At 75.2% G+C, this 23,921-nt stretch carries 25 protein-coding genes and 1 riboswitch; of the genes, 22 read left to right on the plus strand and 3 right to left on the minus strand.

The features are described from left to right. Positions 1–148: 148 nt before the first annotated feature. Positions 149–724, minus strand: coding sequence for a GNAT family N-acetyltransferase (locus FKM96_RS10145; protein ID WP_147795126.1), 576 nt, complete (start codon positions 722–724; stop codon positions 149–151). Positions 725–787: 63 nt separating this feature from the next. Here FKM96_RS10145 and FKM96_RS10150 point away from each other — a divergent pair, with 63 nt between their 5' ends. The 3 genes from FKM96_RS10150 to map are packed head-to-tail and all read left to right on the plus strand — an operon-like array spanning position 788 to position 3,064. After that, positions 788–1,663: an alpha/beta fold hydrolase gene (locus tag FKM96_RS10150; protein ID WP_147795127.1), complete on the plus strand. Its 876-nt coding sequence runs from the start codon at positions 788–790 to the stop codon at positions 1,661–1,663. Continuing rightward, positions 1,656–2,261, plus strand: coding sequence for a TetR/AcrR family transcriptional regulator (locus tag FKM96_RS10155; protein WP_147795128.1), 606 nt, complete (start codon positions 1,656–1,658; stop codon positions 2,259–2,261). Before FKM96_RS10150 ends, FKM96_RS10155 begins: the two co-directional genes overlap by 8 nt. 32 nt (positions 2,262–2,293) lie before the next feature. Next, positions 2,294–3,064 carry a type I methionyl aminopeptidase gene (gene map, locus FKM96_RS10160; RefSeq protein ID WP_147795129.1) on the plus strand — a complete coding sequence of 257 codons (771 nt, stop codon included), beginning with the start codon at positions 2,294–2,296 and terminating at the stop codon, positions 3,062–3,064. A 238-nt stretch (positions 3,065–3,302) separates the two neighbouring features. Here the strand turns inward: map and FKM96_RS10165 are convergent, their stop codons facing one another. Beyond that, positions 3,303–4,187: an SDR family oxidoreductase gene (locus tag FKM96_RS10165; protein WP_147795130.1), complete on the minus strand. Its 885-nt coding sequence runs from the start codon at positions 4,185–4,187 to the stop codon at positions 3,303–3,305. A 154-nt stretch (positions 4,188–4,341) separates the two neighbouring features. Between FKM96_RS10165 and FKM96_RS10170 the strand changes: the two genes are divergently transcribed. The 13 genes from FKM96_RS10170 to FKM96_RS10230 all read left to right on the plus strand — a co-directional run bounded on the left by FKM96_RS10170 (position 4,342) and on the right by FKM96_RS10230 (position 17,107). Then, positions 4,342–5,889 carry a SulP family inorganic anion transporter gene (locus FKM96_RS10170; protein ID WP_147795131.1) on the plus strand — a complete coding sequence of 516 codons (1,548 nt, stop codon included), beginning with the start codon at positions 4,342–4,344 and terminating at the stop codon, positions 5,887–5,889. A gap of 106 nt (positions 5,890–5,995) precedes the next feature. After that, the gene (locus tag FKM96_RS10175; protein WP_147797045.1) at positions 5,996–6,508 is read left to right on the plus strand and encodes a low molecular weight protein-tyrosine-phosphatase; all 513 of its coding nucleotides are present in this window, start codon (positions 5,996–5,998) and stop codon (positions 6,506–6,508) included. A gap of 284 nt (positions 6,509–6,792) precedes the next feature. After that, the gene (locus FKM96_RS10180; protein WP_147795132.1) at positions 6,793–7,977 is read left to right on the plus strand and encodes a pyridoxal phosphate-dependent aminotransferase; all 1,185 of its coding nucleotides are present in this window, start codon (positions 6,793–6,795) and stop codon (positions 7,975–7,977) included. A 100-nt stretch (positions 7,978–8,077) separates the two neighbouring features. Then, on the plus strand, positions 8,078–8,506 hold the full coding sequence (locus FKM96_RS10185) for a zf-TFIIB domain-containing protein (protein WP_147795133.1): 429 nt from the start codon (positions 8,078–8,080) through the stop codon (positions 8,504–8,506). A 53-nt stretch (positions 8,507–8,559) separates the two neighbouring features. Next, a complete protein-coding gene (locus FKM96_RS10190) occupies positions 8,560–9,645 on the plus strand; it encodes a lactate dehydrogenase (protein ID WP_147795134.1) in 1,086 nt (361 codons plus the stop codon). Further along, entirely contained in the window at positions 9,642–10,163 is a 522-nt protein-coding gene (locus tag FKM96_RS10195; protein ID WP_147795135.1) for a hypothetical protein, read from the plus strand. The genes FKM96_RS10190 and FKM96_RS10195 overlap by 4 nt, the downstream gene beginning before the upstream one ends. Before the next feature lie 78 nt (positions 10,164–10,241). After that, a riboswitch (glycine riboswitch) is annotated at positions 10,242–10,355 on the plus strand. Positions 10,356–10,555: 200 nt separating this feature from the next. Continuing rightward, on the plus strand, positions 10,556–13,570 hold the full coding sequence (gene gcvP, locus FKM96_RS10200) for an aminomethyl-transferring glycine dehydrogenase (RefSeq protein WP_210417410.1): 3,015 nt from the start codon (positions 10,556–10,558) through the stop codon (positions 13,568–13,570). An 86-nt stretch (positions 13,571–13,656) separates the two neighbouring features. Beyond that, positions 13,657–14,739, plus strand: coding sequence for a glycine cleavage system aminomethyltransferase GcvT (gene gcvT, locus FKM96_RS10205; RefSeq protein ID WP_147797047.1), 1,083 nt, complete (start codon positions 13,657–13,659; stop codon positions 14,737–14,739). A 71-nt stretch (positions 14,740–14,810) separates the two neighbouring features. Next, positions 14,811–15,182, plus strand: coding sequence for a glycine cleavage system protein GcvH (gene gcvH / locus FKM96_RS10210; RefSeq protein WP_147795136.1), 372 nt, complete (start codon positions 14,811–14,813; stop codon positions 15,180–15,182). 250 nt (positions 15,183–15,432) lie between these two features. Beyond that, positions 15,433–15,672 carry a helix-turn-helix transcriptional regulator gene (locus tag FKM96_RS10215; protein ID WP_147795137.1) on the plus strand — a complete coding sequence of 80 codons (240 nt, stop codon included), beginning with the start codon at positions 15,433–15,435 and terminating at the stop codon, positions 15,670–15,672. A gap of 164 nt (positions 15,673–15,836) precedes the next feature. After that, positions 15,837–16,445, plus strand: a complete 609-nt coding sequence (locus FKM96_RS10220; protein ID WP_147795138.1) for a hypothetical protein — start codon at positions 15,837–15,839, stop codon at positions 16,443–16,445. Next, positions 16,445–16,684, plus strand: a complete 240-nt coding sequence (locus FKM96_RS10225; protein ID WP_147795139.1) for a helix-turn-helix transcriptional regulator — start codon at positions 16,445–16,447, stop codon at positions 16,682–16,684. Before FKM96_RS10220 ends, FKM96_RS10225 begins: the two co-directional genes overlap by 1 nt. Before the next feature lie 54 nt (positions 16,685–16,738). Then, a complete protein-coding gene (locus FKM96_RS10230; protein ID WP_147795140.1) occupies positions 16,739–17,107 on the plus strand; it encodes a hypothetical protein in 369 nt (122 codons plus the stop codon). Here the strand turns inward: FKM96_RS10230 and FKM96_RS10235 are convergent. After that, positions 17,104–18,018: a LysR family transcriptional regulator gene (locus FKM96_RS10235; protein WP_147795141.1), complete on the minus strand. Its 915-nt coding sequence runs from the start codon at positions 18,016–18,018 to the stop codon at positions 17,104–17,106. The two genes, FKM96_RS10230 and FKM96_RS10235, sit on opposite strands and share 4 nt — an antisense overlap. 123 nt (positions 18,019–18,141) lie before the next feature. Here FKM96_RS10235 and FKM96_RS10240 point away from each other — a divergent pair, with 123 nt between their 5' ends. From FKM96_RS10240 to FKM96_RS10265, 6 genes are all read left to right on the plus strand, one after another. Next, on the plus strand, positions 18,142–19,164 hold the full coding sequence (locus tag FKM96_RS10240; protein ID WP_147795142.1) for a YeiH family protein: 1,023 nt from the start codon (positions 18,142–18,144) through the stop codon (positions 19,162–19,164). Between the two features lie 330 nt (positions 19,165–19,494). Continuing rightward, entirely contained in the window at positions 19,495–20,394 is a 900-nt protein-coding gene (locus tag FKM96_RS10245) for a carbohydrate ABC transporter permease (RefSeq protein WP_210417245.1), read from the plus strand. Next, on the plus strand, positions 20,391–21,302 hold the full coding sequence (locus FKM96_RS10250; protein ID WP_147795144.1) for a carbohydrate ABC transporter permease: 912 nt from the start codon (positions 20,391–20,393) through the stop codon (positions 21,300–21,302). The genes FKM96_RS10245 and FKM96_RS10250 overlap by 4 nt, the downstream gene beginning before the upstream one ends. A gap of 30 nt (positions 21,303–21,332) precedes the next feature. Further along, entirely contained in the window at positions 21,333–22,676 is a 1,344-nt protein-coding gene (locus tag FKM96_RS10255) for an ABC transporter substrate-binding protein (protein WP_246854921.1), read from the plus strand. 119 nt (positions 22,677–22,795) lie between these two features. After that, on the plus strand, positions 22,796–23,239 hold the full coding sequence (locus tag FKM96_RS10260) for a (deoxy)nucleoside triphosphate pyrophosphohydrolase (RefSeq protein ID WP_147795145.1): 444 nt from the start codon (positions 22,796–22,798) through the stop codon (positions 23,237–23,239). Positions 23,240–23,401: 162 nt separating this feature from the next. Continuing rightward, positions 23,402–23,860, plus strand: a complete 459-nt coding sequence (locus FKM96_RS10265) for an Hsp20/alpha crystallin family protein (protein WP_147795146.1) — start codon at positions 23,402–23,404, stop codon at positions 23,858–23,860. Positions 23,861–23,921 lie beyond the last annotated feature (61 nt).

The following is a 23,921-nucleotide window of genomic DNA, read 5'->3' on the forward strand; positions in this document are numbered from 1 at the left end:
CCGGCGACCGCGACGGGCGAATCCCTGCAGTCACCGCAGCCCGTGGGAGCCGCGAGCTCGTCCTTCGCGGCAGGGCCCTCCAGCAGGAGGCCCGGCCCACGGGCTGTTCCCTGCCCGGGCGCGGACGCCCGGGCACGCGGGACGGGGCTCAGGCGACGCCGAGCCGCGCCCGCAGCCCCGCGCGCACCGCCGGCCACTCGTCCGGCAGGATCGAGAAGTACGCGGTGTCGCCGCGCGAGCCGTCCGGCGCGAGCCGGTGGTTCCGCAGCACGCCCTCGGGGACGGCGCCGAGCCGGGTGATCGCCGCGACGGAGCGGGTGTTCCGGGTGTCGGCCCGCAGCGCGACCCGCGCGCAGCCCCAGACGTCGAAGGCGTGCTCCAGCATGAGCAGCTTGCAGGCCGGGTTGTTCGACGTGCCCCACCACTGCGGGGCGAAGAAGGTGTGCCCGATCTCGACGCGGGGCACCCGGAGGTCCCGGTCGTAGAACGACGTGCTGCCCCGGACCTCGCCGGTCTCGGCGTCGAGCGCCGCGAACGCCAGCCGGCCGGGCGCCGCGCGGGCTCCGTCGATCTCGGCGCGCCAGGCGTCGACGCCGACGGGCAGCGCGGACGACATCCCGGCCCACACCCGCGCGTCGACGAACGCGGCGAGCGCCTCCGCGTGGGGGAGGTCGAGCGGGACGAGCCGGGCGCCGTGGCCCTCGAGGATGACGTCGTGCAGCACCCGGTGAGCATGCCGCACCCGACCCCCTTGCGGTCGAAAGCTAATGGCATTAGCCTACGGGCTATGGACAACAAAGACGTACGACGCACGCTGCACCTGCCGCGGCCCGAGGGGAGGGTCGCCTACGACGACGCCGGCACCGGGCCGCTCGTCGTCATGGTCCCCGGGATGGGCGACCTGCGGTCCACCTACGACGAGCTCCGGGCCGCCCTGCTCGGTGCCGGCTACCGGGTCGTCACCACCGACCTGCGCGGCCACGGCGACTCCGACGCCGGGTTCACGACGCACGGCGACGAGGCGACGGCGGGCGACGTCGTCGCGCTGGTCGAGCACCTGGCCGCGGGGCCCGCGGTGCTCGTCGGCAACTCGATGGGCTCCTCGGCGGCGGCCGTGGTCGCGGCCGACCGGCCGGACCTGGTCCGCGGGCTGGTCCTGCTGGCGCCGTTCCTGCGCGACCCGCAGCTCCCCGGTGCGGTGCGCGCGGTGATGCCGCTGGTCTACCGGGCGATGCTCGCCGCCCCGTGGGGCGCCGCCGCCTGGGCCGGCTACTACCGGTCGCTCAACAAGGGCGCCCGGTCGCCGCGGCTGGCCGCGCACACGGCGGCGATCCGCGCGAGCCTGCGCCGCCCCGGCTACCTGGGCCAGTTCCGCGACCTGACGCTGGCGCTCACGCACGCCCCCGTGGAGGCCCGCGTGCCACGCATCCAGGCGCCCGCGCTCGCGGTGGTCGGAGCGCTCGACCCCGACTGGAAGGACCCCGCCGCCGAGCTCGCGTGGATCCGGGACGCGATCGGCGCCCGGGCGGTCCTGGTCGAGGACGCCGGGCACTACCCGCAGCACCAGACGCCGGAGGTCGTGGCCGAGGCGGTGCTCGGGCTGCTCGGGGAGGTCGCGCCGGTGGCCCCCGCCGCACCGGCCGACGGGGTCGCCGGTGCCTAGGGCCGGCCTGTCCCGCGAGGCGGTCGCCCGGATCGCGCTCGACCTGGTGGACGACGGCGGACCCACCGGCTTCGCCGACCTCACGCTCGCCAAGGTCGCCGCCGAGGCCGGCGTCGCGACGCCGAGCCTCTACAAGCACGTGGGCTCGCTGGCCGCGCTGCGCCGGGAGGTCGCCGTCCTCACGGTGCAGGACCTCGGCGCGCGGCTCGTCGACGCGACCGTCGGCCGCTCCGGCCCCGACGCGCTCCGGGCGCTGGCGGGTGCGATGCGCGGCTACGCCCACGCCCACCCGGGCCGGTACGCCGCCGTCCAGGTCGCGCCGGACCCGGCCGACCCCGACTCGGCCGCGCTGGCCGCCGCTGCGGCGCGCACCGTCGAGGTGATCGCGGCCGCGCTGCGCGGGTTCGACCTGCCCGAGGAGCGGTCGGTCGACGCCGTGCGGGCGGTCCGGGCGGGCGTGCACGGGTTCGTGGCCCTTGAGCTCGGCGGCGGCTTCCGGATGCCGCAGGACCGGGACCGCAGCTTCGACGTGCTGGTCGGGATGCTGGTGGCGGGCGTCGCGGCGCTCGCGGCCGACGGCAGCGCCGCCACGGGCTGAGCCGAGCGCCCCGGCGCGTCTAGGGTGGGCGCGTGGCCGAGCTGAAGACACCCCGCGAGATCGAGGCGATGCGGGCGGCGGGTGCCTTCGTGGCCCGCGTGCTGAGCAGCCTGCAGGACGTCGCCCGGGTGGGCATGACGCTGAAGGAGCTCGACGCGCACGCCCACCGCCTGATCGACGACGCCGGCGCCCACTCCGTCTACCTGGGCTACCACCCGTCGTTCGGTGCGATGCCGTACCCGGGCGTGCTCTGCACCAGCGTGAACGACGCCGCGCTGCACGGCCTGCCGTCGGAGCAGGTGCTCGCGGACGGCGACGTGCTGAGCATCGACTTCGCGGCGCAGGTGAACGGCTGGGTCGCCGACTCGGCGCTCACCTTCCAGCTCGGTACGCCCGACCCGGAGTCCCAGCGGCTGATCCGGGTCACCGAGGAGGCGCTCGCGGCGGGCATCGCGCAGGCGCGCGCGGGCAACCGGATGGGGGACATCTCCGCGGCGATCGGCGAGGTCGGCCGCGCTGCGGGTCTCGGGATCAACGCCGACTTCGGCGGCCACGGCGTCGGGCGGACGATGCACGAGGAGCCGCACGTGCCGAACCTCGGCCGCCGCGGGACCGGTCTGAAGCTCAAGGCCGGACTCGTCATCGCGATCGAGCCGTGGTTCATGTCCGGGAGCGACGGCTACGTGATCGACCCGGACGGCTGGACGATCCGGACCGCCGACGGCTCGCGCGCCGCGCACGCCGAGCACACCGTCGCGATCACGGCCGACGGCCCGCTGGTGCTCACCGCCCGCAAGGGCTGACCCCTGTCGGGGCGCGCCCGCCGGCGCGCGGTCGCGCCGCCGAGCCGGTCGCGCCGCGGAGCCGACGCGCGACCGACGCCCCGCGTTCACCCCGCCGACGCCCCCCGGCCAGCGCGGTCGGCGACCGTGACGTGGACGCCCGTCGCGGTCGCGCGGACGCCTGGACGGGCGGGGGCGGCGCGCGCTCGGGGGAGGTCGGGCGCCGCCCCCGTCGCGTCGTGGCCGCGGGGCCCGCGGGTCAGGCGCGCAGGTGCGCCCACTCCTGCGGATTGACCGTCAGCCACTCGGCGAGGGACTGCGCCGGGCGGCCCGACAGGCGCCGCACGATCGGCGACGGGGTCGCGAGCTCGCCCGCGGCGATGGCCGTGTACGAGGACACCCAGCCGTCGACCTCCCACGGCTCGGCGGCGTACACGGCACGGGACGCGTAGGCCTCCTCGACCGTCTCCGGGTGGTAGGTGATCTCCCGACCGGTCGCGGAGGACAGGACCTGCGCCGCCTCGGCGAGGGTGTACCCGCTGGGGCCGGTGACGTCGTAGGTGGTCCCGTCGTGCGCGTGCGCCCGCTCGTCGAGCAGCACCGCGGTGGCCACGTCCGCGACGTCGTCGTGCGCGACCGCGGCGACCAGGCCGTCGCCCGCCGGCCCGCGGATCACGCCGTCCTCGCCCACGAAGTGCACGATCGCGTCGTGGTACAGGCAGTCCCGCAGGAACGTGAACCGCAGGCCGGACGCGCGGATGTGCTCCTCGGTGACCCAGTGGTCGCGGGCGAACGTGAACGTCGCGTCGGGCGCCGCGCCCATGAACGACAGGTAGACCAGCCGCTCGACCCCGGCGTCGACGGCCGCGTCCACGGCGGCCCGGTGCTCGGCGACCCGGTCCGCGGACTCGCGCCCGGACACGAGGAACACGGTCCGCGCGCCCGCGAACGCCGCCCGCATCGACGCCACGTCGCGGTACCCGGGGCTGAGGGCGACCTCGGTCTCGGTGCCCGGGATCGACGGGGCGCGGTCGGGGGAGCGGACCACCAGGCGCTGGTGCGCCCCCTCCGCGGCGAGCCGGACGGCGAGCCGTCGGCCCACCCGGCCCGAGGCGCCCGTCACCACGATCAGGTCGTCGTCCATGCGTCTCCTCCGCACCGGTCGGCGGGGCGCGTGCCCCGGCTGGCAGCGACGGTAGCGGTGCGGGGGCTCGTCGGCGACGGGGGTGCGGGGCAACCCTGACGCCGCGTGAGAGTACGATCCCGTCGGCCCCCACCCGACCTCGAACGGATCCCGCGTGCCCGCGACCCCCCAGCCCGCCCCCGCGCCGCCCGACGGTGCGCACCCCGCCGTCCCCGAGGCCGACGCTTCGTGGTCGGTGCGCACGGCGCTGCGCTCGCCGGCCCGGCTGCGCACCGAGGTGCTCGGCGGCCTGGTGGTGGCCCTCGCGCTGATCCCGGAGGCGATCTCCTTCTCCATCGTCGCCGGCGTCGACCCGCGCGTCGGGCTGTTCTCGTCGTTCGTGATGGCGGTCTCGCTCGCGTTCCTCGGCGGCCGGCCGGCGATGATCTCCGCCGCGACCGGCGCCGTGGCGCTGGTGGTGGCCCCGGTCGTGCGGGACCACGGGGTGCAGTACCTGCTGGCGACCGTCGTCCTGGGCGGCGTGATCCAGGTGGCGCTGGGGCTGCTCGGGGTGGCGCGGCTCATGCGGTTCATCCCGCGGTCGGTCATGGTCGGGTTCGTCAACGCCCTGGCGATCCTGGTGCTCGTCGCGCAGCTGCCGCACCTGGTCGACGTGCCGTGGGTGGTCTACCCGCTGGTGACGGCGGGGATCGCGATCATCGCGCTGCTGCCGCGGCTCACGACGGTGGTGCCGGCGCCGCTGGTGGCGATCGTGCTGCTGACCGTCGTGACCGTCGTGGCGGGGCTGGCCGTCCCGCGGGTGCGCGACCAGGGCGAGCTGCCGGACAGCCTGCCCGCGTTCGTGCTGCCCGACGTCCCGCTGAACCTGGAGACGCTGCGGATCATCGCGCCGTACGCCGTCGGGCTCGCGCTGGTCGGGCTGCTCGAGTCGCTGATGACCGCGAAGCTCGTCGACGACGTCACCGACACCCACTCGGACAAGACCCGCGAGGCCTGGGGACAGGGCGCCGCGAACGTGCTCTCCGGCCTGTTCGGCGGCATGGGCGGCTGCGCGATGATCGGCCAGACGATGATCAACGTGAAGGTCTCGGGTGCCCGCACCCGGATCTCGACGTTCCTGGCCGGGGCGTTCCTGCTGGTCCTGGTCGTGGTGCTCGGCGACGTCGTCGGGGCGATCCCGATGGCCGCGCTGGTGGCCGTCATGGTGATGGTCTGCGTCGCGACGTTCGACTGGCACTCGGTGCGGCCGTCGACGCTGCGCCGGATGCCGCTGAGCGAGACCGCGGTGATGCTCGTGACGGTCGCGGTCACCGTCGCCACGCACAACCTCGCGTACGGCGTCGTGTCGGGCGTCCTGGTGGCGACGGTCCTGTTCGCCCGCCGCGTGGCGCACCTGACGACCGTCACCCGGCTCGACGCGGGGGAGGACCCCGGCGTGCGGCGGTACGCGGTGTCCGGGGCGCTGTTCTTCGCGTCGTCGAACGACCTCGTCTACCAGTTCGACTACGACGGCGACCCCGCGCGGGTGGTCATCGACCTGGCGGACGCGCACGTCTGGGACGCGTCGACGGCGGCCACGCTGGACGCGATCGTCACCAAGTACGCCGCCAAGGGGAAGACGGCGGAGGTGGTCGGGCTGAACGCGGACAGCGCGCGGCGGCTCGGGCGGTTGGCGGAGGCTCTCGGCGGCGGCGGGCACTGAGCGGGCCGGTCGCCCGGGCCGGGGTCCCGGTCCGGGTGCCAGGATGGACGCCGGACCCGACGACCCCCTGGGAGGACCCGGCGTGACGGACGACCGCTACCGCGTGATGACGGTGTGCACCGGCAACATCTGCCGGTCCCCGATGGCCGAGGTGGTGCTGCGCGCCCGCCTGGAGGACGCCGGGCTCGGCGACCGGGTGGTGGTCGACTCGACCGGGGTCAGCGACGAGGAGCACGGCAACCCGATCGATCGCCGGGCCCGCGCGGCGCTGGCCTCGCGCGGCTACGACGTGCCCCGGCGGGAGGCTCGCCAGGTGCGGGCGGGCGACCTGGCCCACCGCGACCTGGTGCTGGCGATGACCGCGTCGCACGCCCGGGCGCTGCGGCGGATCGCCGACGACGACGAGGCGGCCGGGCGGGTGGTGATGTTCCGGACGTTCGACCCGGCGGCGCCGCGGGTGGCGGACCGCGCGGACGAGCACCTGCTCGACGTCGACGACCCGTGGTACGGCGGGCCGGAGAACTTCGAGCACTGCCTGGACGAGATCGAGGCGGCGGCGGACGGCGTCGTCGACGCGGTCCGCGCGGCGCTGTCGGACCGGGACGCGGCGCGCGCCTGACCGCGGCGGCGGGCGCGGCCCACGGCGGGTGCTGCGGGCGCGGCGCGGCGGCGGGTGCGGCCTACGCCTTCCGGCACCGCTCGTGCGGATCGGGGGTGTCCGCGCAGGAAACCGCAGGCGGCTCGCTGCGAGCGCGGCAGCGCGCGGCGAGCGCGGTGGCTGGAGGTGCCGCGCTCGGTTGGAGGTGCCGCGCTCGGCGCGAGGTGCCGCGCTCGGCGCGCGCCCGGGCGCCCCGGCGCCGCGGGGCGGGCGCGCTGGGCGCGGGCCGGGGCAGGATGGGGCGGGTGAAGGTCTCCGCGCGCTCCCAGGTGCCCCCGTTCGCCGTGATGGACATCGTCGCGGCTGCCAACGCCCGCCGCGCCGCCGGCCAGTCGGTGCTCAACCTGTGCGTCGGCGAGCCGTCGACCGGCGCCTCCGACGTGGTGCGCGAGCGCGCCGTGCAGCTGCTCTCGGGCGGCGACCTCGGGTACACCGAGGCGCTCGGCAGCCCGGCGCTGCGTGCGGCCATCGCCGGCCACTACCGGTCCTGGTACGGCGTCGACGTCGACCCGGCGCGGGTGGCCGTCACCACCGGGTCGTCGGGCGGGTTCATGCTCACGTTCCTGGCGGCCTTCGACGTCGGCGACCGGGTGGCGCTGGCCCGGCCCGGGTACCCCGCGTACAAGAACATCCTCGCCTCGCTCGGGTGCGAGGTCGTCGAGCTGCCGTGCGGTCCGGAGACCCGGTACCAGCCGACGGTCGAGCAGCTGGAGGCGCTGGACCGCCCTGTGGACGGGCTCGTCGTCGCCGGCCCCGCGAACCCGACCGGGACGCTGATCGACCGGGCGTCGCTCGACGGGCTCGCCGGGTGGTGCGCGGAGCACGGCGTCCGGCTGGTGTCGGACGAGATCTACCACGGCATCACCTACGCCGACGCGGTCGCCGCCGAGCCCGGCCCGGCCGGTGCGCCCACCGCCGCGACGTCGCTCGGCACCGGCACCGTCGTGGTCAACTCGTTCTCGAAGTTCTGGGCGATGACCGGCTGGCGGCTCGGCTGGCTGCTGCTGCCCGAGGACCTGGCGGCACCGGTCGACGCGCTCGCCGGGAACGTGGCGCTGTGCCCGCCGGCGCTCGCCCAGCACGCGGGCGTCGCGGCGTTCACGCCCGAGGGGTACGCCGCCGCCGAGGCGAACGTCGCCCAGTACGCGGCGTCCCGCCGGTCGGTGCTGGACCGGCTGCCGGAGCTCGGCTGGTCCCGGGTCGCGCCCGCCGACGGGGCGTTCTACGTGTACGCGGACGTGTCGGCGACCGGGCTGGACTCGCGGACCTGGTGCGCCCGGCTGCTCGACGAGGCCGGCGTCGCGCTCACCCCCGGCACCGACTTCGACTCGGTGGACGGGCACGACTGGGTGCGGCTGTCGTTCGCGTCCGCGCCGGCCGTCGTGGCGGAGGCGGTGGACCGGGTCGTCGCCTGGCAGCGGACGCTCTAGCGCCGCCCACGCCCCCGGCGCCCGGAACCGAGCCCCGCCCCCGTCCGTTGGGCCGGGCAGGACGCGCGTCCCCGGGGCGCGCACGGGCGAGGAGGGCGACATGAGGTGTCCCACGGACGGGGCCGAGCTGGTGATGGCGGAGCGGCAGGGCGTCGAGATCGACTACTGCCCGTCGTGCCGCGGGATCTGGCTGGACCGCGGCGAGCTCGACAAGATCCTCGACCGCGCCGCCGGGGCGCCCGCGCCGGGGGCGCCGGACCCCGGCCCCGCCGCCCCCGCCTACCCGTCGGCGCCCGCCCCCGGGTACCCGCCCGCCCCGGGCTACGACGGCTACCGCGACCCGGGCCACCGCGGGGACGGCGGCTACCGCGACGACCGGGGCTACCGCGACGACCGCGGGTACGACCGCCGCCCCGACGACCGCCGCCCCGACGACCGCCGGTACGACGACCGCCGCGACCCGCGGTACCCGTACGGCAAGAAGAAGAAGCGGGAGTCCTGGCTGGGCGACCTGCTCGACTTCGACTGAGACCGGCCGAGGTCCCGCCGCGCCTCCCGGCCCCGTGACCTAGGGTCGGGCGCGTGGACGTGGCGGTGCTGGGAGCGACGGGGGACGTCGGGCGGCAGGTGTGCGCGCAGCTCATCGAGCGGCGGGTGCTGCCGACGACGTCGCGGCTGCAGCTCGTCGGGCGGCCGGGCGGTGCGTCGGGGCGGGCGTCCTACGGGCTGCGCGCGGACCTGGTCGACGCGTACGACGAGCACGCCCCGCTCATCGACGTGGCGCTCGACCCGGAGGACGTGGTCGCCGACGTCGTCGTGCTGACCGCCGGCCGGACGGCGCCGGCGCGCGCCGGGGCGGTGACGGACCGGGCGGCGCTCGCGGCGGAGAACCACGAGGTGTTCGCCTCCTACGCCCGCGCGATCGCGCGGCACGGCTCCGGCCACGAGGTGGTCGTCGTGGTGTCGAACCCCGTGGAGCTGGGCGTGGCCGTCGTGGCCCGCGAGCTGGGCCGGCACCGGGTGATCGGCATGGGCGCCTGGCTGGACACGCTGCGGTTCCGCCGCGAGGTCGCGGTGTCCCTCGGCGTGCGCCGGCACCGGGTGGGCGGGTTCGTCGCGGGGCAGCACGGGGACGACCTCGTGCCGCTGTGGTCCACGGTCCGGATCAGCGGGCTCGACGTCGAGGAGCGGCGGCGTGCGGTGGCGGCGCTGCGCGGCGGGCGGACCCTCGACGGGTTCGCGGCCGAGATCGAGGACGCGAAGCGGGACCTCGGCGGCCTGATGGCCGACGACGTGGCCGCGGCGTTCGACCTGGTCGAGACCTGGCCGCCGGACCTGCGCGGCGTCGCGCGCCCGTGGCTCACGCACCAGAGCGGCGCCAAGACGGCGGCGGCCACCGCGAACGCGACGGTCGACCTGGTGGACACCGTGCTCGACGGGCGGGACATCGTCGTCGCCGGCCAGGTCGCGCTGGACGGGGAGGTGGCCGTGGCGGGGACGCCGCTGCGCGGGGTGCTCGGGGTGCCGGTGGTGCTGGGACCCGAGGGCTGGACGCGGGTGCTGCTGGACGAGCCCGAGCCGGACGAGGCGCGCCGGCTGCTGGCCTCCGCGGCGCGGATCGACGCGATGCTCGCGCCGTGGGGCCTGGGCGCGGGGGCGGGCCGGTGACCGCCGTCGGGCCCGCGGGTGCCGCCGCGGCCGCCCCGGGGGCCGACCGCCGCTGGGTCGCCTTCGTGGCCGGTGCCGACGCGACCGGCACCCTCACCGCGCTGACCGGCGTGTTCTCCACCCGGGGCGTCTCGTTCGACTCCCTGACCACCGGCGACGTGGCCGACGGCGTCGGCCTCATCGTGGTGACGTTCACGGCCTCCGAGCGCCGGCAGCGCCTGCTCCTGCGCACGCTGCGGCGGCTCGCGGCCGTCCGGTCGGCCGAGGTGCGCGCGGTCGACGACCCGGCGGTCCGGGCGGCCGCGGTGGTGCACCTGCCGCGCGAGTCCGGGACGTTCGTGCCGCCCGACGGCGCGGCCGTGCGCTGGTCCGGCGACCCCGGCGCGGGCCAGCCGGTGCTGGTCGAGGGGCCGCTCCCCGAGGTCGAGCGCGTGGTGGCGGACGCCCGCGCCCGCGGCGCCGACTCGGCCGCCACGGTCGTGCTGCCGCTGCCCGCGGCAGAGTTCACGGAGCCGTAACGCCCGCAGACCGGACGCGCGGGACGAACGGCCCACGTCCGCGGTTAGGCTGTGACCCAGACAACTCAACACGCTGCTCGAACCGCGGCGGGAGAGCCCTCCCGCGCGACCGCCCCGGCGGTCGTGACCGCGAGGCGCCGAAGGAGCAACCCTCCCCGGGAATCTCTCAGGCCCCCGTACCGCCGTGGCGAGGCAACTCTGGAAAGCGGCCGGCGCACGCCGGCCCACCGACGGTGCAAGTCGGCGCGCCCCGGCCCTCACGGGCACGGCGGACCGGCAAAACTCTCAGGTCGTACGTCCGCGGCACGCCCGCGGCCGGCGGATGACAGAGCGGGGAGACGCGCACCACCCGCCCGTCCGCCTTGCACGTCCGACCCGCCCGGAGCAGCCGCGTGACCCACCTCGAGGACCTCCCCACCGACGCCCGCACGACGGCCGCCGGGACCCCGCGCGCCGCCGTGCCCGCGGACCGCACCGACGCCGCGCGCGGCTTCGCCGACCGGCACGTCGGCCCCCGCCCGGGCGACGTCGCGGGCCTGCTCGCGCACGTCGGCGACGGCTGGCCGAGCCTGGACGCGCTGATCGACGCGGCGGTCCCGGCGAGCATCCGCACGGACCGCCCGCTCGCGCTGCCCGAGGCGCGGGGCGAGTCCGAGGTGCTGGCCGCGCTGCGGACGATCGCGGACAAGAACACCGTGCTGACCCAGATGATCGGGCTGGGCTATCACGACACCGTGACGCCGCCGGTGATCCGCCGGAACGTGCTCGAGTCCCCGGCCTGGTACACCGCGTACACGCCCTACCAGCCGGAGATCTCCCAGGGGCGGCTCGAGGCGCTGCTCAACTTCCAGACCGTGGTCGCCGACCTCACCGCGCTGCCGGTCGCCAACGCGTCGCTGCTCGACGAGGCCACCGCGGTCGCCGAGGCGGTCGCGCTCATGCACCGCGCGGCCAAGGGCCGCACGGGAGTCGTGGTGCTGGACGCCGACTGCCTGCCGCAGACCCTCGCGGTCACGCTGGGCCGGGCGGAGGCCGCGGGCCTGGGCGTCCGGGTCGCCGACCTGACCGACGGGCTGCCGGACCTCGGCGACGAGGCGCTGGTCGGCCTCGTGCTCCAGGCGCCCGGCGCGTCAGGCGCCGTGCGGGACCTCGCGCCGCTGATCGCCGCCGCCAAGGACGCGGGCGCGCTGGTCACGGTCGCCGCGGACCTGCTGTCGCTCACGCTGCTCACGCCGCCGGGCGAGCAGGGCGCCGACATCGCGGTCGGCTCGGCCCAGCGGTTCGGCGTCCCGCTGTTCTACGGCGGCCCGCACGCCGCCTACATGGCCGTGCGGACCGGCCTGGAGCGCTCGCTCCCCGGCCGCCTGGTCGGGGTGTCGATCGACGCCGACGGCGCCACCGCGTACCGGCTCGCCCTGCAGACGCGCGAGCAGCACATCCGCCGCGAGAAGGCGACCAGCAACATCTGCACCGCGCAGGCCCTGCTCGCGATCGTCGCCTCGATGTACGCGGTCTACCACGGGCCCGACGGCCTGCGGGAGATCGCCGAGCGGGTGCACGCGCGGGCCGTCGCGCTCGCGGACGGGCTGCGCGCCGGCGGCGTGGCCGTCGAGCACGCGCAGTTCTTCGACACCGTCCGCGCCGTGGTGCCGGGCCGGGCGCGCGCCGTGGTCGCCGCCGCGGCCGCCCGGGGGATCAACGTCTGGGCGGCGGACGACGACCACGTCCAGGTGACCTGCGACGAGGTGACCACCGAGGCGCACGTGGCCGAGGTGCTCGCGGCCTTCGGCGACGCCGACGCGGGCGCGCTCGCCACCGGGCCCGCCGACGGCCTCGACGCCCCGGCGATCCCGGTGCACCTGCGCCGTACCTCGGACTACCTCACGCACCCGGTGTTCCACCGGCACCGGTCCGAGACCGCGATGCTCCGGTACCTGCGCGCGCTGTCCGACAAGGACCTCGCGCTGGACCGGACGATGATCCCGCTGGGCTCCTGCACGATGAAGCTCAACGCGACGGTCGAGATGGAGGCCATCTCCTGGCCCGGGTTCGCCGGCCTGCACCCGTTCGTGCCGGCCGAGCAGGCCGCGGGCTACGCCGAGCTGATCGGCGACCTCACGGGCTGGCTGGCCGAGATCACCGGGTACGCCGCGGTGTCGGTGCAGCCGAACGCGGGCTCGCAGGGCGAGTTCGCCGGGCTGCTCGCGATCCGCGGGTACCACGAGGGCCGGCGGGCGGAGGCGATCGCCGCCGGCGCCGCGCCCGAGGACGTCCCGGTGCGCGACCTCTGCCTCATCCCCGCGTCCGCGCACGGCACCAACGCCGCGTCGGCCGCCCTGGCCGGGATGCGGGTGGTCGTCGTCGCGACCGCCGAGGACGGCTCGGTGCAGCTGGACGACCTGCGCGCCAAGCTCGAGCAGCACGGCCCCCGGGTGGCCGCGATCATGATCACCTACCCGTCGACGCACGGCGTCTACGAAGAGGACGTGCGCGAGGTCTGCGACCTGGTGCACGCGGCGGGTGGGCAGGTGTACATCGACGGCGCCAACCTCAACGCGCTGGTCGGGCTGGCCCGGCCGGGCGAGTTCGGCGGCGACGTCTCGCACCTCAACCTGCACAAGACGTTCTGCATCCCGCACGGCGGCGGCGGCCCGGGCGTGGGCCCGATCGGCGTCGCGGCGCACCTGGTGCCGTACCTGCCGGCGACCGACGCGGTGTTCACCGGCGACACCGGCGCGCTGACCGGCGGGGCCGCCCCGGCCGTGTCGGCCGCACCGTTCGGGTCCGCCGGCATCCTGCCGATCTCCTGGGCCTACGTGGCGCTGATGGGCGGCGACGGCCTGCGCCGCGCCACCGAGACCGCCGTGCTGTCCGCCAACTACCTGGCCTCGCGCCTGGCCCCGCACTTCCCCGTGCTCTACACCGGGCCCGCCGGTCTGGTGGCGCACGAGTGCATCCTCGACCTGCGCGCGATCACCAAGCAGACCGGCGTGACGGCCGAGGACGTCGCGAAGCGGCTGATGGACTACGGCTTCCACGCGCCGACGCTGTCCTTCCCGGTGGCGGGCACGCTGATGGTCGAGCCCACGGAGTCGGAGGACGTCGCGGAGCTCGACCGGTTCGTCGAGGCGATGGTCGCGATCCGCGCCGAGATCGACGCGGTCGCGGCCGGGCGGTGGGCCGTGGCGGAGTCGCCGCTGCGGAACGCGCCGCACACCGCGGCGTCGCTCGTCGCGGACGCCTGGGACAAGCCCTACGGCCGCGAGCTCGCGGCCTACCCGGTCGCGGGCCTCCGCGCCGGGAAGTACTGGCCGCCGGTCCGGCGGATCGACGGCGCGCACGGGGACCGGAACCTCGTCTGCGCCTGCCCGCCCATCGAGGCCTACGCCGAGGGAGCCGCGCTGTGACCGAGACGACCACCCCGACCACCGACGACGCGACGGGGGCCGTGCTGTCCCCGCTGCACGCGGAGCACGTCGCCCTGGGCGCCACGATGACGCCGTTCGCCGGCTGGATGATGCCGCTGCGCTACGCCGGCGACCTCGCGGAGCACCAGGCGGTCCGCACCGCCGCCGGGCTGTTCGACCTGTCGCACATGGGCGAGCTGCACGTGGACGGCCCCGGGGCCGGCACCGGCCTCGACCACGCGCTGGTCGGGAACATCTCCGGCCTCGCGGTCGGACGCGCGCGCTACACGATGATCGTGCAGGAGGACGGCGGGATCCTGGACGACCTGATCGTCTACCGGCTCGCGGACGAGGCCTACCTGGTCGTCGCGAACGCCTCGAACGTCGCGGTGGTCGCCGCCGCGCTGGCCGAGCGGCTGGCGCCGTTCGAGGCCTCGCTCACCGACCGGTCCCTGGAGACGGCGCTCATCGCGGTGCAGGGCCCCCGGTCCGCCGAGATCGTCGTCGGCCTCACCGACCCCGCGCACGCCGACGCGGTCCGCGACGTGAAGTACTACGCGGGCGTGCCCGCCACCGTCGGCGGCGTCGAGGCGCTGGTGGCCCGCACGGGCTACACCGGCGAGGACGGCTTCGAGCTGTTCGTGCCCGCCGCGGCCGCGCCCGGCCTGTGGCGGGACCTGCTCGCCGCGGGCGCGCCGCTCGGCCTGGTGCCCGCCGGGCTCTCGGCGCGCGACAGCCTGCGGCTGGAGGCGGGCATGCCGCTGTACGGCAACGAGCTCGACACCACCACCGCCCCGCACGACGCGGGCCTCGGGCGGGTGGTCCGCCTGGACAAGACGACCGCCGACGGCGAGCCGCTGCCGTTCGTCGGGCGCGCCGCGCTCGCCTCCCGGGCGCACGCCACCCCGTCCCGCGTGCTCGTCGGCCTGGTGGGCTCCGGCCGGCGCGCCGCCCGGCACGGCTACGAGGTCCTGACCACGACGGCCGAGGACGCCGTCACGGTCGGCCGCGTCACGTCGGGTGCGCCCTCGCCGACGCTCGGCACCCCGATCGCCATGGCGTACGTGACCCCCGAGGTCAGCGCCGAGGGCACGGAGCTCGCGGTCGACGTGCGCGGCCGGCGCGAGCCGGTCCGCGTGGTGGCGCTGCCGTTCTACCGTCGGTCCTGATCCGACGGACTCCCGACCACCCCCCACCCGCCGGCGAGCGCCCGCTCGCGAGCAGACCCCCGGAGAGCACCATGAGCGACGTCCCCACGCACCTGCAGTACACCGCCGAGCACGAGTGGATCGACGGCGCCGAGCCGGCCACCGTCGGCATCACCAAGAACGCGGCCGACGCGCTCGGCGACATCGTCTACCTCGAGCTGCCGACCGTCGGCAGCGAGATCGCGGCGGGCGCGGTCGTGGGCGAGGTCGAGTCGACCAAGTCCGTGTCCGAGCTGTACTCCCCGGTGGCGGGCACCGTGGTCGAGGTCAACCAGGAGGCGGTCGACGAGCCGTCGGTCGTGAACGGGGACCCGTACGGCGCCGGCTGGCTGTTCAAGGTGGACGTCACGAGCGCCGGCCCGCTGCTGTCCGCCGAGGAGTACGCCGCGACGCTCACGGACTGAGACTCCCCCGGACGGCGGTTAGCCCGTTCGGGTGTTTCTGAGGAGGCTCTCAGGAGACCGCTTGCCGGACGGTGACCTGGGCCTTCGGTCCTAGCACATGGGCGGTCCGTCCCGCATCGTCCGCACGTCCCCGGGAACGGGTGAGAAACCAACTGCGATCGAGGCCGCCACACTTGCCGATCAACACCGGTAGACGGCAGCCGGAGACCCCCAGCAGCCGGGACTCGCCACACGCAGACCGGAGGACAGCATGGCCACCCTGGAGATCGCCCCCACCGCGTCCACCAGCATCCTGGGTGAGCCGCTCACGACGCGTGAGCGGGTCGTCCTCGCCGAGCTGGCGGAGGACGTCACCCTCGAGGACATCGCCCGCAAGCTCTTCGTCACGCGCAACACCGTGAAGTCGCAGGTGCGGTCGGTGTACCGCAAGATCGGCGTCTCCACGCGGGCCGAGGCCGTCGCCTGGGCCCAGGCCGCCGGCATGCGCTGACGCACCGCGACCCCCCTCGCCGGGGGACGACGGGCACCACCAGGGCCGTGACCCCCCTCGCCGGGGGTCGCGGCCCTGCGTCGTCCCCGCGCGGGTCGACGAGGCGCATCCGATGGCATATCGTCAATCGATAACATCGATCATCGATACGCCTGGGAGGCGCCATGACGACCCGGACACCCTGGTTCACCAGCCGGTCCGACCTGCTGTCCCTGCTCGTGGTGGGCGCCGCCGTGATCGTCTGGCAGGCGATCGGCCTCGTCGCGTCGGTGGCGCGGATCCTGCCGAACCAAGACGCCCCCGTGGACGTGATGATCATGGGCGCGACCGTCGACCTCCCGCTGGGCCCGGACGGCGCCGCGGTCGCCGCGACGGTGGACACGGCGACGCTCACCGTGTCGGACCTGCCGGTCGCCACCTACGTGGCGGCGCTCGGTGCCGCCGCGGTGCCGCCGCTCGCCACGATCGGCGTCACCGTGTGCGTGCTGCTGCTGTCCCGGCGGATGCTGGCAGGGCAGTTCTTCTCCCGCACGACGACCCGCCTGATCACCGCGGTGTCGCTGCTGATCGCCGGCGGGTGGGTCGCCTGGTTCGGCTGCTCGGTGCTGGCGTCGAACGGGGTGCTGGCGCAGATCGCCGACCGGGCGGTCATGGAGCAGATCACGTTCCAGGTGTCGTGGACGCCGATCCTCGCGTCCATGGCCGTGGGCGCCCTCGCGGCCGCCTTCCACGCGGGGGAGCGGCTGGAGCGCGAGACGGAGGGCCTGGTCTGATGCCACCCGAGGACGACGCCGGGCGGATCCACTGCCGGCTGGACGAGCTGCTGGCGGAGCGCGGGATGACGCTCGCCCGGCTCGCGGAGCTGGTGGGCGTGACCGTGGTGAACCTGTCGGTGCTGAAGAACGACCGGGCGCGCGCGATCCGGTTCTCGACCCTGACCGCCGTGTGCGACGTGCTCGGCTGCCAGGTCGGCGACCTGCTCGTCGTCGTGCCGCAGGGTCGTGACCAGTAGCCTCGTCCCCGCGGTCCGGCGCACGGAGCCGGTCCGGTGGGACGAGGGGGACGGATGACGACCGTGCGGACCGGGACGGTGTTCCTCGGGGCGCTGCTGGGTGCCCTGCTGCTCGCCGCCTGCGGCGGTCCGTCGGAGGCCGAGCGGGAGCAGGCGTTCGTCGACGCGATCGCCGAGCACGAGGGCGTCGACCTCAGCGAGGAGTGGCTGACCCGGGACACGCTCGCGATGGGCAGCCAGCCGTGCCGGGCCATGGCGGGCATCGACGGCGTCGAGGGGGACGGCGGCGAGAGCGCGTTCGCGCGCTGGCTCGCCGAGGACGAGGAGTACGCGCTCGTGGTCTGGGACGCCGCCGTCGAGCACCTGTGCCCCGACCAGGCGGACCGGTACGCGGAGCTGCGCGACCAGGCCGGCGTGGGCTAGCCGGAGGTCGTCGCGCGCAGGACGTGCGCGGCGAGGTCGTGCGCGGACGGGGTCGGCCGCCGAGACCGCGCCCAGACCATGCGGAGCGTGCGGGTGAGGTCGACACCCTCGACCGCGACGCGGACCAGGTCGCCGCGGTCGATCTCGTCGGCGACCGTCAGCCGGGACAGCACGGCCGCGGCGCTCCCGCCGCGCACCACGTTCTTCACCGCGGACGTCGACCCGAGCTGCGCGGGGGAGCCGGCGAGCGGGTGGCCCGCGGCGGTCAGCGCCTGCTCCAGCACCGCGCGGGTGCCGGACCCGGCTTCGCGCACGGCCAGGGGTGCGCGCGCGAGCTCCGTCGCGGTGACCGGTCGCCGCCGGCGCGCCCACGGGTGGCCAGGCGCGACGACGACGACCAGCTCGTCGTCCCCGACCGACCGGGCGTCCAGGCCGTCGGCGACGCCCGGGCCCTCGACGAACCCCAGGTCGGCGCGGCCGTGCAGGACCGCCTCCATCACGTCGCGCGAGTTGGCGACCACCAGGTCGACGACCGCGGCCCCGGCGGGCAGCGTCGCCAGCCATCCCGGGACGAGGTACTCGGCGACGCTCAGGCTGGCGGCCACCCGGACCCGGCCCTGCTGGGCGCTGCGCAGCGCCTGCACCTCGCGCTCGAGCGCGTCGGAGGCGGCCAGGACGTCCCGGGCCCGCCCGAGCAGGGCCGTGCCCGACGGGGTCAGCCGCGTGCCGGACGCCGCGCGCGTGACCAGCGTCAGGCCGGTCTGCCGCTCGAGCCGGCGCAGGCCGGTGCTGACCGACGGCTGCGCGAGCCCGAGGGCCCGCGCAGCGCCGGACAGGGAGCCGTGCGCGTCGACCGCCTCCAGCAGCTCGAGGGCGCCGAGCGGGATGCGTCGTGGGGGGACGGAGTCCATAGCCTCAGGCTAGAGCGCGGCAGGCAGGTCGGCGTTCCGCGGCGGCGCGCGGCGCCGGATGCTGGGAGGGTGCTGCCCGCTCCGCCCCCCGCCTCGACCGCTCCGCCCGCCGCCCGTCGGCACGTGCTCGGCCTCGACCGGGCCGTCGTGCCCGGGCTGGCCGCCGCGCTGCTCGTCGGCGCGGCCTGCGTCGGCCTGACGGCCCTCGTCCCCGTGCTGCCGGGCCTGCTGGTCGCCATCGTGCTCGGCGCGATCGCCCGGTCCGCGGGGCTGGTCCCGGCGGTGCTCGAGCCCGGGCTCGCGTGGACGGGCCGGCGGGTGCTCCGCGCCGGGGTCGTCCTGCTCGGGCTGCAGCTGTCCGTCCGGGACCTGCTGGGTCTCGGGGCGGGCGAGGCGGTCGTGCTGCTGGCCACGGTGTCCGCGACGTTCGCCGCGACGCTGTGGCTCGGCCGCGTCCTCGGCGTCGGGCGGCGCCTGACGCTGCTCGTCGCGACCGGGTTCTCGATCTGCGGGGCCGCGGCGGTCGCGGCGATGAGCCCCGTCGCGGAGGCCGAGGAGGACGAGGTCGCCACCGCCGTCGCGCTGGTGACCGTCTACGGCAGCCTCGCGATCCTGGTGGTGCCGCTCACGGCGGGCGCGCTCGGGCTCGCCGACCGGACCGCCGGGCTCTGGGCGGGGATGGCGGTGCACGAGGTCGCCCAGGTGGTGGCCGCGGCGGGGACCGTGTCGGCCGCGGCGCTGTCGGTCGCGGTCGTCGCGAAGCTCGCCCGGGTCGTGCTGCTCGCGCCGCTCGTGGCGGGGGTCGGTCTGGTGCGGCGGCGGTCGGCCGCCCGAGGCGGGGACGACGGCGGTGCGGCGGGGGGTGCTCGCGGGCGCCGGCGCGGCGCGGCGCCGCTCGTGCCGCTGTTCGTGGTCGGGTTCGTCGTCGCGGTGGCGGTGCGGTCGGCAGGCCTCGTCCCGGAGCTCGTCCTGCCGGCGGTGAAGCCGGTCACCACGCTGCTCCTCGGGGCGGCGATGACGGCCCTCGGGACGCAGATCCACCTGGGGCGGCTGGTGCGGACCGGAGGTCGGCCGCTGGCGCTCGGCGCGGCGGCGACGGTCGTGGCGATGGCGGTGAGCCTGGCGGGGCTGCTGGCGATCGGCTGACCGCCCGACCGCCCCTGACGAGGAAAGAGTTTCCGCACAGTTCACGCTTGCGTATCGGTCGGTGAGCGGCTCCAGAATGCGCGTTGACAGGCCTCTCGGCACGCCGATACGTTGCCGACAGCTCACAAGAGAGCGAAAGTTTTTCTCGACAGTCCGGCGCACGCAGGCGTGCGCCGCATGTCCGTCCTGGCATCCGTTTCACGGTCTCAGCCGTGCCCGGGCGGTGCGCCCGAGGGTCGCGTCCAGCGCGCCCCTGACGCCCCGTGCCCAGGAGGTCCTGCCGTCATGCCCGTCACCGCCCGGAGGTCCGGCCGAGGGGGTGCCGCCCCCGTGCGGCGGCTCCTGTACTCCCAGCGGCTCGCGCCGTACCTGTTCATCCTGCCGTTCGTGGCCACGCTGGCGCTGTTCTGGATCATCCCGGTCGCCCGGTCGGTCGTGATGTCGACGCAGGAGGTCCTCTACGGCCAGACCACCTCGGTCGGCCTCGACAACTACGCCCGCCTGTGGAACGACAGCGTCTTCTGGACCGCGATGTTCAACAGCGCGCGGTACATGGTCCTGACGCTGGCGCTCCTCATCCCGATCCCGATGCTCCTCGCGGCCGTGGTGAACTCCCGGATCGGCAGCCCGCGGGTCAAGGCGTTCTTCAAGGCGTCCCTTTTCGTCCCCGCGCTCACCTCGGTGGTGGTCGCCGGCCTGGTGTTCCGGCTCATGTTCTCCGAGTCGGAGAACGCGGTGATGAACCAGGTGCTGCAGCTGGTCGGGCTCGGGCCCGTCCGGTGGCTGCGCGAGGACCTCACCGGGCTGGCGGCGCTCCTGGCGCTCGCCGTCTGGCGCTGGACCGGCGTCAACACCATGTACTTCATCGCCGGGATGCAGTCGATCCCCGGCGAGTACTACGAGGCGGCGTCGATCGACGGCGCGAACAAGCGCCAGCAGTTCCTGCGGATCACGGTGCCGAACCTCCGGCCGACGATGGTCTACGTCACCACCATCAGCGTGTACGGCGGCCTCGCGATGTTCCTCGAGAGCTTCATGCTCTACGGCGGGAACGCGTCCCCCAACAACCAGGGCCTGACCGTCGTCGGCTACCTCTACCGCCGCGGCATCGAGCAGAACGACCTCGGCTTCGCGTCCGCCGTCGGGATCGTGCTGCTCGTCGTGGTCATGGCGATCAACATCACGCAGCTGACCCTCTCCGGCACGTTCAGGAAGGAGCACGTGCGATGACCGCGGCCCCCGCACGCCCCCGCCCCGCGTCCCCCGCCCCGCCCGTGTCCGGCGCGGGTCCCCGCCGGCCCGCCCCGCGCGGCGTCCGGGCGCTGTCGGCCCTGCAGTCGGCCGCCCTGATCGCGATCGCGCTCGTCGCCCTCGTCCCGCTCGCCGCGATCCTCGTGGCCACGTTCCAGTCGGGCGCCGACATCATGCGCGGCGGGATCACGCTCGCCGTCGACCCGGCGACGCTCAGCCTGGACAACTGGACGATGCTGTTCACCGACTCCGGTCCGTACTTCCGGTGGTTCGCCAACTCGCTCGTCGTGACGGTGGTCCAGGTCGTCGGGACCCTGCTGGTCAGCTCGTTCGTGGCCTACGGCTTCGCGATGTACGACTTCCGCGGCCGCACCCCGCTGTTCATCGCGGTGCTCGCCATCATGGCCGTCCCGTTCGAGATGGTCATGCTCCCGCTGTACGTCCAGGTGAACGAGATGGGGCTCGCCGACACCTACGCGGTCATCGTGATCCCGTTCCTCGCCGCGGCCGTGACGATCTTCTTCTTCCGGCAGTACTTCCTCGGGGTGCCCAAGGAGATCCTCGAGGCCGGGCGGGTGGACGGCGTCACGGAGTTCGGCATCTTCTTCCGGCTGGTCCTGCCGATCGCGCGCCCCGCGATCGCCGCCATGGCGATCCTCAACGGGATGATGTGCTGGAACAACCTGCTGTGGCCGCTCCTCGTGCTGCGCTCCTCCGAGAAGTTCACGCTGCCGATCGGGTTGAACACCCTGATCACGCCGTACGCGAACAACTACGGCCTCCTCATCGTCGGGTCGTTCTTCTCGCTCGTCCCGATCTTGGTCCTCTTCCTCGCCTTCCAGCGTTTTTTCGTGGAGGGAATGACCGCGGGCGCCGTCAAGGGCTGACCCGTGCGACGCACACAAAGGAGAAGCAGAATGTCACGAACAAGGACGACGGCGTCCGTGGTCGCCGGGGCGATGGTGCTGGCGGCGTGCCTCGCGTGCGGGACCGGGGGCGGGGCGGACAGCCCGCGGGACGCCCCGAGCGACGCGGACGGCTCGACGCCGGTGGAGATGTGGATCTTCGGCGAGCTGCACGGGGTGCTGTACGAGCAGATGGCGGACCGGTGGAACGAGCTGAACCCGGACCGCGCGATCGATCTCCGCCTCACCGTGTACCCGTACCAGGACATGCACAACAAGCTGCAGCTCGCGGCCAACTCCGGCACCGGCATGCCGGACCTGGTCGACATCGAGGTGACGAAGTTCGCCAACTTCGTCCGCGGCGACACCCCGCCGCTCATGGACCTGTCCGCCGTCGCCGAGCCCTACCGCGAGGACGTGGTCGAGGCGCGGCTCGACCTGTACAGCCGCGGCGACGCGGTCTACGGGCTCCCGACCCACGTCGGCGCGTTCGTCACGTTCTACAACACCGAGCTGCTCGACGAGGCAGGCGTCGACTACACGACGATCGCCACCTGGGACGACTTCGCCGCAGCGGGTGCGGAGTACAGCGCCGCCACGGGGCGGGCGTTCGGCACGGCGAACACCGACGTGTTCTTCGTGGAGCCGCTGGTGATCGCCCAGAACGGTGGCGAGCTGTTCGCCGAGGACGGCACGGTCCAGGTCGACGACCCGGTCGTGGTCGAGTCCTTCGAGATGATGCAGGCCATGGTCGACGCGGGCGCGATCTCGCCGATCCCGGGATCGAGCCCCGACGACGAGGAGGCGTACGGGGCCATCGCGCGCGGCGACTACGCCGCGATCGTCTACCCCGCCTGGTACACCTCGCGGTTCGTCGACTACATGCCCGACCTCGCGGGGAAGATCGCCATCGCGCCCGCGCCGGTCGTGCCCGGGTCGGACACGCGGACGATCGGCGGCGGGGGCACCGGCACCGCGGTCGCGGCGGACTCGCCCGTCCGTGACCTGGCGGCCGAGTGGCTCGCGTTCGCCAAGCTCTCCCCGGAGGCCAACGTCGCCGTGTGGGAGGTGCTCGGGTTCGACCCCGTGAACATGGCGGTGTGGGAGGACGAGGAGGTCACCCGGAACCCGGAGAACCAGTTCAACCAGTACTTCACGACCAACCTGTTCGACGTGCTGAACGAGGTCAAGGACGGCATCGGGCACTTCGAGTCGTTCGCCAGCCCCGACCTGCCGGCGGTGAACAGCCGGTTCGGCACGGTGACGCTCACCGAGATCTACGAATCCGGTGTGCCGGCGCGCGAGGCGCTCGAGCAGGCGCAGCGCGAGCTCAGGAACGAGCTGCGGCAGGGCTGAGCTCCGGCCGACGGATCCACTCGCACCGACGCGCGTGGGCGTGCCGGTGCGAGTGGATCCATCGCGCGGGCCACGGCCGCGTCACGCGCGCGACACGCGCGCCTGGGAGACTGGGCGGCATGACCCGCCCCGTCCTCGTCGTCGCCGCCGCGCTGGTCGACGACCTCGCCGCCCCGGGCGCCCTGCTGGCGGCCCGCCGCCGCGCGCCCGTGAGCCTCGCGGGCCGGTGGGAGTTCCCCGGCGGCAAGGTGGAGCCGGGCGAGTCCCCCGAGGACGCCGTGCACCGGGAGATCCGCGAGGAGCTGGGTGTCGCCGTCGAGCTCGGCGCGGAGCTCGTCGGACCCGACGACGGCGCCTGGTGGCTCAACGAGCGGTACGTGATGCGGCTCTGGCTGGCCCGCGTGACGGCCGGGGAACCCCGGCCCCTGGTCGAGCACGACGACCTGCGCTGGCTGCCGCGCGGGCGGTGGCTCACGGTGCCCTGGCTGGACGCGGACGTGCGGATCGTCGAGGCGCTGGCGGCGGCGACGGACCCGGCGGACACCGCTCGGCGCACTGCCTGACCTGCAGGTTCATCTGTCAGCGAACACGACCCCGCTTGATCTGGCACTCGCACCTGTCGAGTGCTAGAACATCTCTCGTAGCCCTCCTGGCGCGGCAGCGCCGGGGCAGCAGCGGTCCCGGACCGTCCGGACCGCCGTGACGCTTCGAGGAGGTGACGGGCTGTGGCTACGCGATTCGACCCGTTCCAGGAGATGGACCGGCTGATGAACCAGGTCCTCGGTCAGCAGCGCGCGTCGGCGACCATGCCGATGGACCTGTTCCGCTCGGGCGACCACTACGTCCTGAGCGTCGACCTGCCGGGCGCGGACCCCGGTTCGATCGACGTGAACGTCGACGACCGCACCCTCACGATCCGCGCGCAGCGCACCGCGCGCACGGAGGACGGGGTGCAGTGGCTCGCCAAGGAGCGCCCCGTCGGGACCTACGCGCGGCAGCTCACCGTCGGGCGCGGGCTCGACCTGGACGCCATCACCGCGTCGTACGCGGACGGCGTGCTGTCGCTGACGATCCCGGTGGCCGAGGAGGCCAAGCCGCGCCGCATCGAGGTCAGCACCGGTGGGACGCCGGCGACCATCGAGGCGGGCGCCGACGCCGCTCCGCAGGAGCGTGCGAGCGCCTGACCGGCGACGCGGCTGCACGACGACCGCCCCGGCCCCCCGCGTGGGGGACCGGGGCGGTCGT

The sequence above is a fragment of the Cellulomonas sp. Y8 genome (assembly GCF_008033115.1).
Lineage (GTDB): Bacteria > Actinomycetota > Actinomycetes > Actinomycetales > Cellulomonadaceae > Cellulomonas.

Coding starts and splice junctions, on each gene's coding strand:
- FKM96_RS10150 (WP_147795127.1), top strand. CDS start 788: ATGGACAACAAAGACGTACGACGCACGCTGCACCTGCCGCGGCCCGAG.
- FKM96_RS10165 (WP_147795130.1), bottom strand. CDS start 4,187: ATGGACGACGACCTGATCGTGGTGACGGGCGCCTCGGGCCGGGTGGGC.
- FKM96_RS10175 (WP_147797045.1), top strand. CDS start 5,996: ATGACGGTGTGCACCGGCAACATCTGCCGGTCCCCGATGGCCGAGGTG.
- FKM96_RS10185 (WP_147795133.1), top strand. CDS start 8,078: ATGAGGTGTCCCACGGACGGGGCCGAGCTGGTGATGGCGGAGCGGCAG.
- gcvT (WP_147797047.1), top strand. CDS start 13,657: ATGACGCCGTTCGCCGGCTGGATGATGCCGCTGCGCTACGCCGGCGAC.
- gcvH (WP_147795136.1), top strand. CDS start 14,811: ATGAGCGACGTCCCCACGCACCTGCAGTACACCGCCGAGCACGAGTGG.
- FKM96_RS10215 (WP_147795137.1), top strand. CDS start 15,433: ATGGCCACCCTGGAGATCGCCCCCACCGCGTCCACCAGCATCCTGGGT.
- FKM96_RS10220 (WP_147795138.1), top strand. CDS start 15,837: ATGACGACCCGGACACCCTGGTTCACCAGCCGGTCCGACCTGCTGTCC.
- FKM96_RS10225 (WP_147795139.1), top strand. CDS start 16,445: ATGCCACCCGAGGACGACGCCGGGCGGATCCACTGCCGGCTGGACGAG.
- FKM96_RS10230 (WP_147795140.1), top strand. CDS start 16,739: ATGACGACCGTGCGGACCGGGACGGTGTTCCTCGGGGCGCTGCTGGGT.
- FKM96_RS10235 (WP_147795141.1), bottom strand. CDS start 18,018: ATGGACTCCGTCCCCCCACGACGCATCCCGCTCGGCGCCCTCGAGCTG.
- FKM96_RS10250 (WP_147795144.1), top strand. CDS start 20,391: ATGACCGCGGCCCCCGCACGCCCCCGCCCCGCGTCCCCCGCCCCGCCC.
- FKM96_RS10255 (WP_246854921.1), top strand. CDS start 21,333: ATGTCACGAACAAGGACGACGGCGTCCGTGGTCGCCGGGGCGATGGTG.
- FKM96_RS10260 (WP_147795145.1), top strand. CDS start 22,796: ATGACCCGCCCCGTCCTCGTCGTCGCCGCCGCGCTGGTCGACGACCTC.